This is a genomic window from Collinsella aerofaciens, assembly GCF_039758815.1.
GTDB lineage: Bacteria > Actinomycetota > Coriobacteriia > Coriobacteriales > Coriobacteriaceae > Collinsella > Collinsella aerofaciens_BP.
In genome coordinates, this window is the sequence record NZ_JBDMSK010000023.1 from 13,002 (window position 1) to 31,221 (window position 18,220).

The window sequence follows — 18,220 nt, forward strand, 5'->3', positions numbered from 1 at the left end:
GTAATTCCCGTCCATTATCGCGCAGGTCGCCACTCCATTGCGCCACACCGCCACACGTGCGCGTTAATATGGCTGGTTGTTGTGCGCAGCCACCAATTGCAGCGCATATCTTGGTAACAATCGGGTAAACCCCCGCTTTCGTAGGTTTTAGTTTGTGAGGAGTCTCAGCATGTTCGCTGCCGCCATCTCGCTCGTCGGTCTTGCGGCGACCGTCTACCTTGTCTTGCGCGAGGCCAAGGCCATTCGCGCTCAGTCGGGCACCGTTGCCAAAAGCGCTCTTGGGTGGAGCGTCGCCTTCGGCCTGTTCCAGCTCTTTTTGACCATTTGGGGCGCCATTGGCCTCGTCGCCCAAAACGAGCCGCTCGCCTTTGTGATGCTCATCCTAACCAACGCCATCCTCACCGGCTGCGCTTGGGCCAGCATCGCACGCGGCCGCATCGCCCCGCGCGTCTTTGCGTTCGCCGCGCCCGACGCCCCCGCCCCCACCGGCAAGCTCGCCCGCCTGCGCGGCGCCTTTGTGGGCAAACCGCTCGTCGCCGCTGTCTTGTGCCTGCTGCTCGCCGGCGTCTTTGCGCTGCTGGGAATGGAAGTCTCGTCCAACCACGACTTTACCTGGGTCTACCCCCTGTGCATCCTGCTCGAGTGGGCCATCATCACCGTGCTCATGACCGGCTTGTTCTTCCTATTCCAGCGCCACGGCGCAGCTCCCGCGGTCCTGGCCTTTGCCCTCTTTGTCCTGGGCATTGCCGAGTTCTTCGTCATCACGTTTAAATCCATGCCCATCCAGCCGGGCGACCTTTCGGCCATCTCCACCGCCGCCGCGGTCGCCGGCAACGGCTACACCTTCTCGATCTCGCTGTTCTGCGTGCTGTCCATGGGCTTTACCGCCATCGCCATGCTGCTGTGCGAGTACGCCGGCCTGGTGGCACCGCACCGTCAGAAGGGTGCCGCCAACGCCAAGCGTATGCTGCTCACCAACCTGCTCGTGGCAGTGCTGTGCCTGGGCGGCGTAACCGCGCATGTCACGCTCATCGACTACTACAACACCCTCGGCATCACCGTCTACACCTGGCGCCCGCTCGAGAGCTACTGGCGCGAGGGCTACCTGCCCGCCTTTATTAGTGCGGCGCAGTCCATCAAGCCGCCCAAACCCGCCGACTACTCCGTCGACGATGCCAAGGCCACGCTCAAAAAGTACGCCAAGGCCTACGACAAGTCCGACGCGGCCAAGAGCGACGAGCGCGCCGCCGCAAAGGAGCAGTTCGACAGCGAGAAGCCCACGGTCATCGCCATCATGAACGAGACCTTCTCGGATCTATCCATCTACCAGAATATGCGCGCCGGCTACGAGGGCCCGCAGTACTTTAAGAGCCTGTCCAACTGCCTCAGCCGCGGCAAGCTCTACGTGAGCGCCTACGGCGGCGGTACCGCCAATACCGAGTTTGAGTTTATGACCGGCAACTCCATGGCCAACCTGGGCTCGGGTGTGTACCCCTACACCATCTACAACATGGAAACGACCGGGAACCTGGCAGAGCAGTTCAAGTCGCTCGGATATTCCACCACAGCCATGCACCCCAACCACGCGACCAACTGGAACCGCGAGAACGTCTACAAGGACTTTGGCTTTGACCAGTTCCTGTCCATCAACGACTTCCAGGGAGCCGACACCCTGCGCGGCATGGTGACCGACCAGGCTACCTACGACAAGATTCTCGAGTTGCTCGACCAGAACGCCGATCCGCAGTTTATCTTCGACGTGACCATGCAGAACCACTCGGGCTACGACACGGGCCTGCTGCCGGTCGACAAGCAGATGCATCTCAACATCGACACAACCGACCTGGACGCCAAGACCGTTGAGGACGGCACGCTGTCCGATGTCGACGAGTACGTCTCGTGCATCGAGCAGTCCGACCAGGCGCTTCGCTACTTCCTCAACGCCCTGAGCAAACTCGATCGCAAGGTGGTCGTGGTGTTCTGGGGCGACCACCAGCCGTTCTTCCCGTCCAAGTTCAACGATAAGTGGTTTACCGGCGAGGACGATGCCACGCACCAGGAACGTCTGTGGCAGACCGACTACATCATCTGGGCCAACTACGACGTTGCCGGCTGCGACCAGACAAGCGAGGTCGACGACCTGTCCACCAACTACCTGTCCACCCAGCTGATGCAACTGATCGGCGCACCGCTGACCGACTACCAGAAAGCGCACATGACGCTGCGCGAGTCGCTGCCCGCCATCAACTCGGTCGGCTACGAGGACGCCAGCCTGCGCTGGGCGCTCTCCTCCAACGTCACCGGTGACGACGCCGCCGCAGCAGCCGCCACCAAGGCACGCGAGGATTACGCCAAGATGCAATACTACGAGATGTTCCGCGACGGCAAGAACGTGTACACCGAGCACTTCCAGACCGAGGCCAACGAAACCGACCCCAACCTGGCGCCAGGTACAACCAAGATCAAGTAGCGGGACGCATCCCGATTCGCCTACCCGGGCAATCCCCAACGAGGGCGGACGGGCGCCGGGTAACATCTGCTGCTCAGACAGTCCTGCGCAAGACGAAGGCCACATTAAGTGGCCTTCTTTGCGTGCGGAACTCGCGACAGACGTTACCCGGTGCCCGCTCGCCCTCGCCTCACAGCAGAGGCGCGGCCTGTCATGCGAGTCGCGGAAACTGTGTCCCAGAAATCATGCGCAAAGTGGGATGCGGTTTCCGCCTGCGGGCCCGTTGGAAAACTGCATCCCACTTCGGCTACAAATTCCGGGATGCACTTTCCGCCGAGGTCCTTAACCGGAAACTCCATCCCATTCCAAAGGCAAATTCCGGGACGCATCTTCCGCAACCTCATCCATCCGGAAAGCCCTTCCATCCGGAAAGCCCTTCCCACTCTGAATACATCCAGCGAACGTATGCGAGCGTGTTGTCCAGAACAGCCTCGTCATCGGGGTGATGGAAAAAGTCGCCCCAAACGCTTGCAGCGGTTGTGCCCACAAGTGTCAAGAAAAAAGCCTCGAGAACTTCGAGGCTTTCACATTTGTATTGTTTTGCACGAAGGATCGCGGACGGCGAAGCTACTCTCCCAGTACGGCCTTCTTGGCGGCTGCGGCCATGTTATCCAGATCTTCCTTGGTGGGATGGTCCTTCGCAGCAATCCAGTTGTCGAGCAGCATCTTATAGCGCGCGTTGTCGGGATCTTGCTCGAGCATGGCCTCGTAGCGCTGCTTGACCGCGGGACCCATCTTGCCCTGGCACATCGCCCAGCCCGCAAGCTCGGCATCCCCAGCCAAATTGGAAGTCACGCGATCAATAATCTGCTGGTAATAGCTCTGGTCGGCCCCAAAACCGCAGGTGCCAAACAGGAAGACGCGCTTGCCGTGCAAGGCGGAGAGCAACGCCGCGACCGAAGGCGTGCACGCGCCCTTGTCGCACCAAAAACCGACGAGCACCGTGTCGGCCGCGCAGGCGCCCTGCGCCTCGAGCGCAACCTGATCTGCATCCGCATCGTCGCTCAACGCCGCGGCATGGACAAACTCAACGCCCGCAGCCTGCAGAGCGCGCTTGATCGCACCCGAAACCATCCTGGTATTACCGCTCTTGCTGTTAACCACCAAAGAGCACGTCATAGTCACGTTGCCTCGTTTCCCCCAAAACTAAAGCCACTAATGCAATTTATTAGATGAATATCTTAGTACTAACGTGACAGATGTAAACCACCGTCTGTCGATTGATTAATTTGCCCCACGGGCTTGCTCACTGGGCGAATTGGCTGCGGTAGAGTTCGGCGTAGAAGCCGCCTGCCGCTAGCAGCTCGTCGTGCGTGCCGCGCTCGATAATCCGGCCGTCGCGCATCACCAGAATGCAGTCGGCGTTGCGGATGGTGCTCAGGCGGTGCGCCACAACAAAGCTTGTGCGGCCAGCCATGAGCTCGTCGAACGCCGCCTGCACCTGCAGCTCGGTGCGGGTATCGATGCTCGAGGTCGCCTCGTCCAGCAGCAGAATCGCCGGGTCGGTGAGCATGACACGCGCGATGCACAGCAGCTGTTTTTGACCCTGGCTAAACGTGCCGCCGTCCTCGCCGATTACCGTATCGTAGCTGCCTGGCAGCTGCACGATAAACTTGTGCGCATGAGCGCGCTTGGCGGCCTCGACAATCTGCTCACGCGTAGCATCGGGACAACCGTAGGCAATGTTCTGGGCCACCGTGCCCTCGAACAGCCACGTATCCTGCAGCACCATGCCAAAGGCGCGGCGCAGGCTCGAGCGCGTGTAGTCGCGCGAGGAACGGCCATCGACCGCAATGCGGCCGGCGTCGATATCGTAGAAGCGCAGCAGCAGGTTGATGAGCGTCGTCTTGCCACAGCCCGTGGGACCGACGAGGGCAAAGCGCATGCCCGGCTTGGCATCGATGCAGATGTCCTGCAGCAGCTTGCGGTCGGGCACGTAGCTAAAGTCCACATGCTCAAAGGTCACCTCGCCCTGCGGGACGGCAAGTTCCACGGCATCCTCCGCGTCGAGCTCCTGCTCGCGCGCATCGAGCAGCGCAAACATGCGGCGCGCCGAGGCGTACGCGGTCTGGATCTGCGTAATGACGTTGGTGACCTCGTTGAAAGGCTTGGTGTACTGGTTGGCGTAGGACAGGAAGATCTGCACGCCGCCCACCGTAAGCGCCGCGGGCACGCCCGTGATCACGCCCGCGCAGCCGATCACGGCGACCACGGCGTAGATGATGTTATTGATAAAGCGCGTGCCGGGGTTGGAAAGCGAACCCATAAACTGCGCGCGCTCGCCCGCGGTGTAGAGCTCGGCATTGAGGGCATCGAAGCGCAGCTGCGCGTTGGGACCATAGGCAAAGGCGTCGACAAGCTTTTGCTCGCCTACGTACTCCTCGATATGACCAACGAGCTGCCCTTGAATACGCTGCTGTGCCGTAAAGCTTTTGTTGGAGAGCTTGGCAATAGCACCGGCTGCAAAAATGGAAAGCGGCGTGACGAGCACCACCACGAGCGTCATGGTCAGGTTGATGGAAAGCATAAACGCGAGCGTGCCCACGATGGTAATAACACCGGTGAAGAGCTGCGTGAAGCCCTGCAGCAGACCGTCGCCCACCTGATCGACGTCGTTGACCACGCGGCTCATAAGGTCGCCGTGGGCGTGACTGTCGATAAAGCTGAGCGGCATACGGCTGAGCTTGTCGCTCGCCTCCACGCGCATGTCGCGCACCGTTTCGTAGGACAGGCGGTTGACGCAATAGCCCTGCAGCCACTGGAAGGCCGCTGCTCCCACCACGACGAGCGCGAGTTTGGTAACGAGCGGCAGCAGCGCATCGAAGTCCACCTGCCCGGCAGCAACGATCAGGTCGATGCCCTCGCCGATGAGAATAGGTGTGTAGAGCTGCAGAATCACCGAGATGGCGGCGCTCACAAACGACGCCGCAAACGAAATACGGTGCGGACGGACGTAGCCCATCAGGCGGCGGGTCACCGCGCCCACGGGATAGCGCTCAGGGTCGCCGGGCTGGCGCGGACCGTCGCCCAGGTCGTTGAGGTTATCGTTGCCGGACACGTTGGCCGTCATCGTGGCGACCGAACCGGAAGAAGTATACGGATTCATTTAGCAGCCCTCCTTTGCGCAGACAGATGCGGGGGCGGTCGGGGCGCCTGGGGTGGACGCGGGCGCTGTGCTCCCCCGCTGGCCCTCAAGCTCCTCGCGGCGCAGCTGCGACTGGCAAATCTCGCGATAGAGCTGGCAGGTCGCGTACAGCTCATCATGCGTGCCCAGACCCGCAACCGAGCCGTGGTCGAGTACGCAGATCATGTCGGCGTCGCGCACGGTCGAGACGCGCTGGCTCACGATGACGGTCGTGAGCGGCAGCCCGCCCTCGACGGCACCGCGCACGCTGCGCTCGCGAATGGCATGGCGAAGCGCCGCGTCGGTCTTAAAGTCGAGCGCCGACGCGGAGTCATCCATGATCAATATCTGAGGCGAGCCCACTAGGGCACGCGCGATGGTCAGACGCTGGCGCTGGCCACCGCTGAAGTTCTTACCGCCCGCCTCGACCGGGGCATCGAGCCCCTGCGACTTGCTGCGCACGAACTCGCTCGCTTGCGCCATATCGAGCGCTGCCCAGAGCTCCTCGTCGGTCGCGGCTTCATCGCGCCAGGTCAGGTTGCTGCGGATAGTGCCGCTCACCAGCGACGCACGCTGCGGAACAGTCGCAACCACATGGCGCAGCTGGTCGAGCGGCCAAGCGCGCACGTCGGCGCCCATCACGCACACGCTGCCGGCGCCTGCATCGTACAGGCGCGGGATAAGCGAAACGAGCGTGGACTTACCGCTGCCCGTGCCGCCGATAATGCCGAGTGTTTTGCCCAGTGGGAGTTCCAGGGTCACATCGTTGACGGCGTTGGCCGCACCGGCGCCAAACGAGAAGCTCGCATGGCTCAAGCTCAGCGCAGGGGCCGGGGCGTCGACGTCCGTCGCGGGTGCCTGGGGCAGCGCAACCGGCTGATTGCCCTCGTCGGTGATGCTCGGCACGCAATTGAGCACCTCGTTGATACGCGACGCGCTGGCGCTCGCCTTGGTAAAGACCACGACCAGGTTGGCGACGTACACGATGGAGGTCAGGGTCTGCGTCATGTAGTTGACGAACGCCATGACCTGGCCCTGCGTGAGCTCGCCCACGTTGACCTGAATGCCGCCCACCCACAGGATGGCGCACACGCCCAGGTTCATCACCAAAAACGTGACGGGGTTGAGAATCGACGAGAGCCTGCCCACCGCGATGGCGACATGCGCCTGGTCATCGGCCGCCTGGGCGAAACGCTCACGCTCATGGTCCTCACGCACAAACGCGCGGACCACGCGGGCGCCCGAAAGCCCCTCGCGGCAGATAAGCGCGATGCGGTCGAGCTTTGCCTGCAGCTGCTTGTAGTACGGGATGCAGTGCGCCATGACAAACCAAAACACCAGGCCGATGGCGGGCGTGCAGATCAAAAAGATAATGCCGAGTTTAAGGTCGATGGCGAGGGCCGCAACCATGGAGCCCACCGCCAGGAAAGGCCAGCGGATGAGCATGCGCACACCCAGCGCCACGGCCAGCTGCACCTGGTTGACGTCGTTGGTGATGCGCGTGATGAGCGACGGCGTGCCAAAGCGATCGAGCTCGGCATAGCTCAGCTTGTTGATGTGTTCGTAGAGTGCGCCACGAATGTCGGTGCCCATGCCCTGTGAGGTCAGCGCCGCCATCTTTTGGCAGACAAGCGTAAACGAGATGCCGATCACGGCCATGGCGCCAAGCAGCATACCGTAGTGGACGACGGCGTTGACATCGTGCACACCGATGCCCTTGTCGATCATCTGCGCAATCACCAGCGGCGTAAGCAGGTCAAAGATCACTTCGATCAACTTGCACGCAGGGCCGATCACCATATACCGGCGAAACTTACCACCAAAACGCCTGAGCAGCTCAATCATGTATAGGCGCTCCCTATCATCATCCACATTCAATTCGAACCATGATAGTACCGCCACCCCAAAAGAAGCGTAAACAACTCGTCATTTCTAACGGGATTCAGTTTTCAGAGGGGTATACGCGCACACCCAGCCAGTGTCGGGTCAACTAGCATGGTATATTTACATTAGTGCTACCAAGTTAGTCGCCGACCCTTGAAATGAGGTGCCGAGATGAACGACATTCTCGCAAGAAGAGCAAGACGAGCAACTGTGGGCATCGCCCTTTCCGCGGCACTTGTCGCGGGAATCGCCCCCGTAACGGCGATCGCGGCAGAAACCAGTTCCCCCACCGGTGCAGTTGCCTTGCAGACGGAAGATGCGGCCGCCGCAAAAGAAAGAGCGTATGCAGCTATGCAGGAAGCGCTCAAAAACCTCGAGGCCGCGAAAGACGCCGCAAGTCCCGAGAAACTTGCGGAAATCGATGATGACATTGCCGCATTTCAAGAACTCTACGACATGGTGGTGGCGGAAGCCGCCAAACGGAGGGAACCCCTTCCCGCCATGCAAGCGAACGTCGATGCAGCCCAAGCCAAATACGATGAGGCCCACAACCGGACAAGCGGCCTTCAGGCAGAATTAGATAAGGCACTTGAAGCACTCGGCGGCGAGGAGCCCAGCACAGCTATTAAGGAGCATATTAAGCAGTTGCGCATGGAGATCATGACGGCACAAAGGCGAGAAGAATCTTGTGAAGATGATCTTCACCGCTACCAACGCCGGCTCGAAAGCCAGGAAAAACAGGTTCAGTATTTCGAAAGTGAGGCGGAGAAAGCTAAAGCCCACATCGACGAGGACATAGCCAAGCGAAATGCGCTCCTTAGCGATTTGGAAAAGGCGCAAGCGGCCTATGACGACGCCTGCAAGGCATACGAAGAGACAAAGGCCGCGGCAGACAAGGCCACCTCGCCCGAGATAACGAAACCGACCGAGACGACGCCTCCCTCCGACTCAACGCAACCCGCCGAGGCGACACCGCCCGTTGCCTCACCTGCAACCGGCAAAGACGCCCTACCAAGCTCCACCAAGCAGGCGAACTCGAGCAGCGGCAAGCAAGCAGATACGACCGCCGGCAAGCTCGCGAACACGGGCGACACAGCACCGAGCGCAATAGCACTCGCAGGAATCGCCGCCGCAGGCCTCGGAATAACCGCCACGGGTGTACGCCGCCTCAAGAACTCAAAATAGCCGCCAGAGCATACCATCTTCGCCAATCCACAAACCCAGAGACAAAAGAGGCCCGTTTCCCCAGGGAAACGGGCCTCTTTAACTGCAAAAATTCAAGCAACAACACCGCCGCCTCTTGAACCACATAGCCATCAATGCCCAGACAACACCAGCAAGCCGCATTCCACAAGGGATAGATTAAATTAGATAAACGCGCCTTTACGGGTGATTTTTGGACGACGGGGCCCGGCCGACGACGAGGTATTTGGTAGTCGAGCGATCCCGCAGGCGCAGCCGAGGACCAGCGAGACACCAAATACCTCGCCGCCGGCCGGGCCATGTCACGGCACCAAAAAAGCGCCCGTGCGCTCGATGGATTCGGATGCCCGACAGAGGCTCCTTATGGCTGCTTCCTTCCGGACCTGACCAGATTCGGAACATGTCGTCATCCGAACCCATCGAACGCGCTAGGCGCTCGGTATATCTTACCTGCTCCCGTCCAGCAGGGCAAGTGGGGCGAACCCATCGGATGGATTCGCCCCACTCGTCCATATCGCTAGCGGCGCCTACGGTACAGGACCGCGCCGCCCGCTGCGGTCAGCGCGCCGATGCCGGCCATGGCCGCGAGCGCCTCGACCGGCAGGCCGCGGTCGCCGGTGTCGGGCATGCCGCCCTTGGAGCCGTCGCCGCTAGAGCCGCTGCCGGAGCCGTTATCTGAACCGCCGTCTGAGCCGCCGCCCGGCGTGCCGGGGTTCTCGGGGGTGCCGGGGGTCCCGGGATTCTCGGCGTAGCTGTTGGTGAAGACCGGCGGCACGTTGGCGTCGCCCTCGTAGGAGACCTTCGCCGACAGGTAGCCCGTCTTGGTGCCGTCTGCCGCCTCGTCGCTCACCGTGACGACGATCTTGTGCACGGCCTTGTCGTAGGTCACGTGCGCCTGGCCGTCGTCGACCTCGCTCACCGTGAAGGTGTAGGTGCCGGCCTGCTTGAACGTCAGCGCATCGAACGTGACGCTGCCGTCCGCGGCGTTCCTGGCGGTCGACATGACCTTGCCGTCCCGGCCCTTGAGCTCAAAGCTGAACTGGCCCGCCTTGAGCTCGGCGCCCTTGAGCACCTTGGCGGCGCCCAGCTTGAGGGTGACGGGCGCGGCCTCGTAGCCGTTGGTGAACGTCACCGAGTCGTCGCCCGTGGGATTGCCCTCGGCATCCGCCAGCTCGTGCTTGACGGCGAGCGTGCCGTTTCCGGCATCGGTGACCGTCGTGCGCACGCGGTACGTCGCCCTGTCGTACGTCACGCCGCCCGCCGTGCCGGCGACCTCGCGCAGCTCGTAGCTGTGCGTGCCGGGCGCGGTGTAGGTGACGGGGCTGAGCGCGACCGTGCCGTCGGCGGCGTTCCTGCCCGTCGCCGCGACGCTCTCGCTGCCGTCGGCGGCGATCTCGACCAGCTGGAACTCGAACTCGCCCTCGGCCAGGTCGCGGCCCTTGAGCTTCTTGTTCACTGTGATCTGGTCGGTGACGGAGCTCGGCGTCGGGTTCACGCCGTAGGTGTTGGTGAACTCGAACGAGCCCTTGCCCTCGGGCGTGCCCCCTGCGGGCAGGACCTCCGCGGCGAGCGTGCCCGCGTTGGTGTCTTCGACGACCTTGACCTTGAAGGTCCTGGCCGCCGTCACGTCGTTGACCACGCCGTCGACCGAACCGGACTCGCTCACCCGGTAGGCGAACGTCTTGGTGCGCAGGCCGTCGCGGTCGATCTCGACGTCATCGAGGTCGCTCGGCTGCCTGAACGTGACGTGGCCCAGCTCGACGTTGCCGGCGGCGTCGTTGGTCGCCTCGGTCACCGTCTTGCCGGAGGCGTCGACCGGCGCGGGCGCGCCGTCCAGCGGCTCGATCTTAAAGGTGTACTTGCCCTCGATGTCGGCCTGCGTGAGGCCGAGCCCGGCCTGGCCGAGCGCCAGCGTCTTGGTGCCCGCGAGGTCGACTGTCGCCTCGTTGGTGCCGTAGCCGTTCACAAACGACAGCGTGCCGCCGGAGCCCTCGGGGTAGACCACGGCAGTGTCCAGCCCGCCCTTGCCGTTATCGGTCACCTTGACCGTGATGTCGAAGCTCGAGGCGGTCGCCGTCACGCCCGCGGGCAGCCGGTCCGTGCCGTCCTCGGATACGGTATAGGGAATGACCCAGGAGCCGTCGGCGGCCCTGGTGGCGGTGCCGTCCGCCACCATCCACTCGAGAGCGTCGGTGGTGTAGGCGATGGGCGAGAACGCGAGCCCCGCGGCCTCGCCGTCGCCGGAGGCCCGGTTGGTCGCGGTCGCGACCACGTTGCCCCGGGCATCGCGGACGGAGAACGAGAACTCGCCCGCCGCCGCGGCGCGACCCGTCAGCGTCTTGGTTGCGTTAATTGACACGTTGCCCTCGCCGCCGAGCGTTCCGGTGGCCTCGTAGGAGTTCTGGAACGCGACCGTCACGGGCGCGGGCGTCGCCGCGGCGTCATCTGCCGTGGAGACCTCGCTGCGTGCGACCTCGACACCGTCCTTGGCAACCACGGTCGTGACCGTGAGCCTGCCCGTCGCGGCGTCGTAGCCGGGCGCGATGGTCACCGTGCGCGGCGCGGTGTCGTTGGCGTAGCCCTTGCCGCCGAGCTTGGTCTCAGTGACGGTGAAGCTGTAGGTCTTGCCCGCGTCGGCGTCGGTGAACTTCACGTCGCTACCCGCAGCACCGCCGATAAGGTCGATCAGGTCGGCCGCGCCGTCATCGGCAGCGGCCACGGCGTAGGCGTCCCCGTCGGTCTTGAGGCCGAGCTTGGCGGCCGTCTCGGCGTCGGCGGTCACGGTGAAGGCGAACTGCCCCGCCTCCATGGCGCGGCCGGAGAGCGTCTTGGACAGGCGCACGCCCGCGCGTGCCGAGTAGTCGAGCTCGGTCGTGTAGGTGTTAACGAAGTCGCCGCCGCTCACCTCCGCGATCGCGGGCGTCGTGGCCGTGAGGTTGCCGGAGCCGTCGTCGGTCACGGTCACCGTCATCATGGCGACGTGGCCGTCGTAGGCCACACCGGCGATGGCAGAGCCGTCATCGGGCCTGACCTCGCGCACCGTGTAGGTGAAGATCTTGGCGCGCACGCGCTTGCCGCCGACCTCGGCGAACTCGGCATCCTTGATGTCATCGAGCGTGTAGCGGATGGCTCCGAAGTCGAAGGCGACCCTATCGCCCGCCTTTGTTCCGGCGGCGGCCGTCACGCTGACGGTCTTGGAGCCGTCGGCAGAGCCCTCGGGCATGGGGGCGCCGCCCTCGCCCGTAAGCGAGAACTGGAAGATGTCGCCCTCCGCCCAGTCGCGGCCCTCGAGCGCCTTGGTGAAGAGTCCCGCGGTGGAGACGTCCCTGCCCTCGGTGGCCGTACCGTACGTGTTGGTGAACGCCGCGGTCGCGCCGGCCTCGGTCACGGCGCCTTCGGCCTTGGAGCCGTCAGCCCCGTTGACCGTGGTCGTGTAGCCCTCGGCGGCGTCCTCGGTCACGGTGTAGCACGCGCCCACGGGCAGGCCGGCGACGGTCTTCTCCCCGCCGTCCCTGAGCGTGAAGGTCGCCTTGCCGTCCGTGAACGTCACGGCGTGCTCGCCCTTGCCGAAGGTGCCGGAGACGGGCTCGCCGTCCCCGTCGGCCAGCGCGACCGTGAAGCCGAACTCGCGCTGGCTGTCGCCGCCGACGACCGTCTTCTTGACGGTGAGGCTGCCGGTCTTGGCGGTGTTGGTAAAGACCGCCACCTCGACCGTGCGCTCAGCAGCGTCGCCCGCATCGTCGGTCAGCTGTGCAATCTTGGTCTTGGCAAGCAGCTTACCGGCGCCGTTGTCGGTCACCGTGACGGTGGCACGATAGGTGGCCTTCGAGAACGTGAGTGCCGCCTCGTCACCCGACTGCTCGGTAATCATATAGGTATAGGTACCGGGCTTGGTGTACTCGATAGCACCGAAGTTGCCGACCTGGGCATCCTTGTGCAGCTCAATCGTCGACACGCCGTCCTTGGCGCCCTTGAGCATGGGTGCCTCGCCCTGGGCAGTCAGCGTCATGGTAAAGGCATCCGATGTCATCCAGTTGCGTCCGAAGATCTTCTTTTGCACCTTAAAAGCGTTTTCCACCTTCGTGGACTCCACGCTGTAGACGTTGGTGAAGCCCGCCTGCGTCGCCTGTCCGACGGTACCCTTCTGGGGGTTCGCCTTATCGACAACCGCAAAGCCGTCCTCGCTCGTCATGAGCTCACCCTTGGAATCGAGCTCCTGCACCTCGTAGTGCGTACCCGTGGGCAAGGTAACCGTGACGGAGCCGCCGGCCTTAAGCGTGATTGTGTCACCGCTCTTGATCTGTCCGCTTACATAAGTGCCATTGGTGCCGTCGGGGCGACCGGCGAACGCAAAGGTGCCGGCCAGAGGCGTTGTGCCATCGGCCTGGTAGAGCAGCACCTTAAAGGTAAATGCCTTGTTGGGAGCGGTGATGCCTTCGGTGGCCGTGACCGCCTTGCTCAACGTCAGGCGCCCGTCAGAAACCTGATCGGTAGTGGTGTTGGTCTTGACGGCAGGGTTGTTGCCGACCGCCACCGACGCCTGGTTGGAGATGTCGCCCGAAGCGCCACCGCTCTTAAACGCGTCCTCGGTCACGCGGACCTTAAACTGAACCGTGCCCTCCTTGCCGGCGGGAACGTCCTTCAATGTCCAGGTGAGGTTGCCGTCATTGTCCTTGGAGCCGGCATCCTTATGGTCGCCGGCGAACTCCACGAACTCGGTTCCCGCGGGAACGGCATCGGTGATCGTCACCGTGGCAGACGCGCCCTCGGTGTTCTTGTAGCCGATGGTGTAGGTGAGCTCATCGCCCAGCGCCACACCCGACTCATTCGAATCCTGGGCATCGCTCTCGGACTTCTTGGGCACGAAGTTCGTCGTGGCGCCGGTATAGCTCTTGTTGCCAACCGTTACGGTAGCTTTGTTCTCAACGGTGCCGACCGCACCCTGGACGTCCTTCACAGCGTCCTCGGTAATCTTTACGCGCACGCGCACCGAACCGTGGCTGCCCGCGGGTTGCTTACCCAGGTCCCAGGTGAGCAACTGACCGCTCGCAGCGCCCTTATCGGCAAACTCGCCCTCAAAGGCCTCGAACACAACGCCCGTGGGCAGCTCGTCGGTCACGGTCACGTTGGCCGAAACCAGATTGCCGGCGGCATCGGCCTCGGTATTGGCCCAGTTGATGGTATAGACGTAGGAGTCGCCCACAGAAAGCAACTGCCCGTCGATGTCCACATCGGGCTTCGCGACCGTGCCAATCGTCTTGACCTTATCACGCGTGTTGTGGAAGACGATCTTACCCTTCTCGGTACCATCGCGATAGGTCACCTTGGACGTCAGATTGCCGTCGTTGTGGTCGGTCACCTCGAGCAGCACTCGGCACGTCGCAGACGTATCCACGGGACGCACGCCCTCGGGCAGGTTGGCCATGCGCTCCTTTGCCACCAGGTTAAAGCTGTAGGTGGTGGTGTGGTCGGCATTGTGACGTTTGGTGGCAATGCCATCGTTGACGGCGCCGGCAAGGTCAATCGTCTGCTCATGAGTTCCGCTGGTAGCATCGCCAAGCTTAAAGTTAACCTTACCAAAGTCGACCGTAGCGGTACCGTCCTCGTCCGCCTGAGTCGTGCCCTCATCCATCTTTTCGAGCGAGCCGTCGGCCTTCTCGGCATACAGGTCAAACGTATACTGGCCAGCCTCGATCTTGTCGCCGGAATCCATTACCTTCTCGGCAGTAAGACCGTCGAATGTTCCGGTCGCAGCGTAGCTGTTGGTAAAGAACACCTGAGCCTTGGCGGTACCGCTCTCGGAGCTGAAGACCTTTTTCTCGTGGGGCTCTTCAGCTTCATTGGCGTCATAGTGCTTGGCCGTGGTCACGGTATAGAGCGAACCATCGCGGCGATTATTAACCGCAATCTCTACCATCCAATAGGTGGAGTCGTATGTATAGCCGCCCTTGCCGCCGCCATTCTCGACAACCTTGTAAGTAAACGTCTTACCCGCATCTTCCGTCGCAAAGGTCAGGCCACCCAAAATGCCGGTATGGGACGTGCCATCGGCCTGCGGCTCATCGTTTGTCACGGTGAGCTTGCCCTCATCTGCGCGCAGCAGCTTGTTGAGTTTATCGGTCGAGGCGGCGTCTTCGCCCGTTACCGTAAAGCCAAACATGCCGGCATGCAGGTCGTGCCCGTTGAGCGTCTTGACGATCTCCAGACCGCCCTGGAGCTCGTAGCTCGTCGAGGTACGATACCTATTGGTGAAGATGAAGCCTTCCGAGCCGGTCGCGCCATCGGCGCGGGCCACAAGCTTGCCGCCCTCATCGGTTACGGTAATGGTCAGGACATAAGTGTGCGTGTCATACTTCCACTCGCCGAGAACATTCGGAACCTGTTCGTTAATAGCAAACTTATACGTGCCCGGCTTGTTGAAGGTGAGCTTTGAGAAGTTAACCTGATAGTGCTCCCCGTCCTTGAGGCCCTCCTTCGTTTGCTTCTTCTCGACATAGCCGTTGTCCGCACTCATCGAGGAGCCGGTGATGAGATTGCCGCTGATGGCAGCCTTGGTAGCATCGTCAGCCGCGGTCATAGCAAAGGTGAACTTGCCCGGAGCATCGGCACCGGCAACCACCTTCGTCACGGACGGGGTGTAGGTTGCCGCCTCGGTGACCGTATAGGTGTTCTTGAATTTGACCGTCGCGACACCGGTGGACGTTGCACCCGACGGATAGACCCACTGGCCCTCGAGCTCGTCCTTGCCATCGACCTGCTTGCTTACCGATGTCGTGACCCTGAGCGTGCCGTCGCCGTTATCCGCTACGACGGCCCTAACCGTATGGACCGTCTTGTCGTACGTATAGCCCGTCGCCTTGTCGTCAATCTCGCTCACCGTATAGGTGAACGTCTTGCCGGCATCATCCTGAGTGAAGGTCAGCCCGCTCGCAGGTACCAAACTCACGGTCTTGGGGGCGTCGGCCTCGACATTTGCGGTCTCAAAGACCCTGCCGTCCGTGGAAATGCCGACCTTGCTGGCAGATGTCTCGTCAGCAGGCTTGACGATATAACGGAACGTGCTCTTAGGCGAGCCAAAAATGGTCGCGTCCTTGGGATACGTCAACGTCTTCTCAATCTGCAGACCGCCAGCAGCGCCATAGTCGAGGCTTGCCTCATAGCGATTCACAAACGAGACGGCAGGCGTTGTGGCGCCGACCTCACTTGCATCGTACTGCTGCACGTAAGTATTCGGTTTTTGCTTGAGCTCGACGATCTTTTCGTCCGTCAGCGCGCTCGCGTCGGCGCCGTCGCCCAGCAGCTCCGTCACACCCGTACCCTTGAGCACGGTCGTCACGGTATAGAGCTTAGCGGGGTCGTTCTTGCGTGCAAGAACCTTGACGAGCACGATGGCATCGCCCGTGTAGCCGGTGTCATAGGCGTAGCCGGCAGCCGCAGCAGGCTGGTTCTCGTGAATGCGATAGGCAAACGTATGGCCCAGATCCTGCTCCGTGAGCGTACGAGCAAAGAGCTTCTCTTGCCCGCTTGCGCCCACCACGGCACCGGACTCTCCGGCCTCCGCCGCCTTATTGGACAGGCTAGCCTCGGCGCCGTCGACCGACGTCTGAACGCCGTTGTACCAAAGGCCCGTCACGGCAAAGGTAAACTGGCCCGCGATAGAGGCGCGACCCTCAAGGGCCTTGCTCACCGTCATGCCACCAAAGGTGCCCGATGCATGGTACGCGTTGGTAAAGGCAGCCTTGTCGGTTACGGCCTTGTCCGCATCGGAGGCACCGGTGTTGGCGTAGGTCACGCTCGACACGCGCAGCTTGCCCGTGTGGTTGCCCGACTCATCCAGATCGGTCACCACGACGGTCGCGCGTGCAGTGTGCTTGTCCATGGACATGCCCGCCTGGCCATCCCGCGCAGCATCCTCGGTGATGTTGAAGCTAAAGGTACCCGCGCGGTTGAACGTCACGGTCGGGGCGGCTTCGGCGCCAAAGGCGAACGATGCCACGCGTCCCGACGCGGGCGCGTTGGCGACAGCTTGGTTAGTGCCGATAGCAACGGCCCCATCCGTCACTGCCTTTGCGGTGGTCTTACCCAGACCAGTTGCACTGGCATCGTCCGTAGCGGCGGCAAGGTTAAAGGTATAGCTCTCGTCCTGGTTCCAGTCACGACCGCTCACGGTCTTTTGGCCCTGCAGGGTCGCGCTCGTGGGATCCACGCTATATATATTGGTAAAGGAAGGCGTAACGTTCGTGTCCAGCTGCTTTACCGAACCGTCTTCTGTAATCTTGTAGTACTCGATCGAAGTCTGGATGCCAGCACCCTTCTCGGCGTTGCGCACCACGGCGTAATAGACCGATCCATCGTAGGTCATGCTCGTAACGCTGCCGGGATTCTCGGCGAACTTGTAAACGTAGGCACGTCCCGCATCCGCCTTGGCGGTATAGGAGATCGCCGGCCACGTCACCGTACCGTCGGCGTTATTGCCCACGGTCGCGGTGTTACCCTCGGTACCCTGAGGCATGGGGGCCGCCATGTTCTTATCGACCGTATCGAGGCTGAATACCGCGCTGGCATCTGCATAGCCACCCACGCCCTCGAGCTTAAAGTCAAAGGTATTCTGAGCAAGCGGGAACGTCCCGGCGTTGTCGGTCAGGTTCTTTTGGGCATGGATGATGATGCTATGTTCGTGCGTATCGTAGCGGTTGGTGAAGGTTGCGCCCTTACCGGCAACATCCGTCTTGGTGTCGACACCCGCGTCGTCGCACTCCTGCACCATCTTCACGCTCTTAACGACCAGAGCACCGGCATGGTTATCCTCCACCACGACCGTCGCGGTATAGACAGCAGCGGAGTAGCTTATGCCGTCTGCCCTGGCGTCGGATCCGGGGATAACCTCCGAGATGGTATAGGTGTAGGTACCCGGCTTCCTATAGGTAATATCGCCAAACGTCGCCGTCCGGGTTTTCTCGGTGAGCTCAACCGTAGCCACCTTGCTCTTGGCAACGCCGGGCATGGGAACGCCGTCGTCGGCTGTAAGCTGCACGGTAAAGGTATCGCCATCGGCCCAATTGCGGCCCTCGAGCACCTTCTTGGCGCTTAGGCCATTCTGGGCGTCAAGCGTTACGCGGTTGGCGCTGTAGTTGTTGATGAACTCAAGCGTGTTGCTCGCGGGAATCTTTCCGTCCACGAGCGCGGCGATCTTGCCCGTGATAGTGTTGCCGGTTCCTGATTGCTTCTCGCCACCGACCTTGCGGTTCACGAGGCTAAAGCCAGCCGGAAGCACCGACTCGTCGGCAGAGCCGGTCACAGTGTTAACGATGCTCGCCAGCACATTGCCACTGGACTCCTCGCCCTTAGTGGTGAGCTCGCTCACGCTATAGCTGTCGCCCTGCTTAAGGTCGTATACGCGAATGGTCTCGCCGGCCTTAATGGAAGGCTCTGTTAGACCAGAATTGACATTCTGCCTCAATCATCTTTTTGAAATTGCAAAGCTATCGACCCCTTGCCGG

The 18,220-nt window shown here is 62.0% G+C and carries 6 protein-coding genes and 1 other RNA gene; 2 read left to right on the forward strand and 5 right to left on the reverse strand.

Going from position 1 to position 18,220, the window contains the following annotated elements; all coding sequences use genetic code 11:
• The first annotated feature begins 169 nt into the window (after nt 1-169).
• Nucleotides 170-2,470 (forward strand): LTA synthase family protein, encoded by a 2,301-nt coding sequence (locus ABHT90_RS08560; RefSeq protein ID WP_346982229.1) that lies wholly within the window; start codon nt 170-172, stop codon nt 2,468-2,470.
• 606 nt (nt 2,471-3,076) lie between these two features.
• On the opposite strand, the gene bilS is transcribed toward ABHT90_RS08560, so the two are convergent.
• The 3 genes from bilS to ABHT90_RS08575 form a co-directional block, all read right to left on the reverse strand.
• Nucleotides 3,077-3,628: a flavodoxin family protein BilS gene (gene bilS / locus ABHT90_RS08565; RefSeq protein WP_346982234.1), complete on the reverse strand. Its 552-nt coding sequence runs from the start codon at nt 3,626-3,628 to the stop codon at nt 3,077-3,079.
• A 127-nt stretch (nt 3,629-3,755) separates the two neighbouring features.
• A complete protein-coding gene (locus ABHT90_RS08570; RefSeq protein WP_346982230.1) occupies nt 3,756-5,615 on the reverse strand; it encodes an ABC transporter ATP-binding protein in 1,860 nt (619 codons plus the stop codon).
• Entirely contained in the window at nt 5,616-7,478 is a 1,863-nt protein-coding gene (locus ABHT90_RS08575) for an ABC transporter ATP-binding protein (protein ID WP_346982231.1), read from the reverse strand.
• 210 nt (nt 7,479-7,688) lie between these two features.
• On the opposite strand from ABHT90_RS08575, the gene ABHT90_RS08580 reads away from it, so the two are divergent.
• A complete protein-coding gene (locus tag ABHT90_RS08580; RefSeq protein ID WP_346982232.1) occupies nt 7,689-8,702 on the forward strand; it encodes an LPXTG cell wall anchor domain-containing protein in 1,014 nt (337 codons plus the stop codon).
• 345 nt (nt 8,703-9,047) lie between these two features.
• Here ABHT90_RS08580 and ffs read toward each other — a convergent pair.
• Both ffs and ABHT90_RS08590 read right to left on the reverse strand, forming a co-directional pair.
• An RNA gene (ffs, locus tag ABHT90_RS08585) (signal recognition particle sRNA small type) lies at nt 9,048-9,143 on the reverse strand.
• Between the two features lie 94 nt (nt 9,144-9,237).
• Complete coding sequence (locus ABHT90_RS08590) at nt 9,238-18,180, reverse strand: Spy0128 family protein (protein WP_346982233.1); 8,943 nt, start codon at nt 18,178-18,180, stop codon at nt 9,238-9,240.
• Between the last annotated feature and the right edge of the window lie 40 nt (nt 18,181-18,220).

Bases quoted from the DNA above. Each gene is read 5' to 3' on its own strand.
- ABHT90_RS08560 (WP_346982229.1), top strand. From the start codon at position 170: ATGTTCGCTGCCGCCATCTCGCTCGTCGGTCTTGCGGCGACCGTCTAC.
- bilS (WP_346982234.1), bottom strand. From the start codon at position 3,628: ATGACGTGCTCTTTGGTGGTTAACAGCAAGAGCGGTAATACCAGGATG.
- ABHT90_RS08570 (WP_346982230.1), bottom strand. From the start codon at position 5,615: ATGAATCCGTATACTTCTTCCGGTTCGGTCGCCACGATGACGGCCAAC.
- ABHT90_RS08575 (WP_346982231.1), bottom strand. From the start codon at position 7,478: ATGATTGAGCTGCTCAGGCGTTTTGGTGGTAAGTTTCGCCGGTATATG.
- ABHT90_RS08580 (WP_346982232.1), top strand. From the start codon at position 7,689: ATGAACGACATTCTCGCAAGAAGAGCAAGACGAGCAACTGTGGGCATC.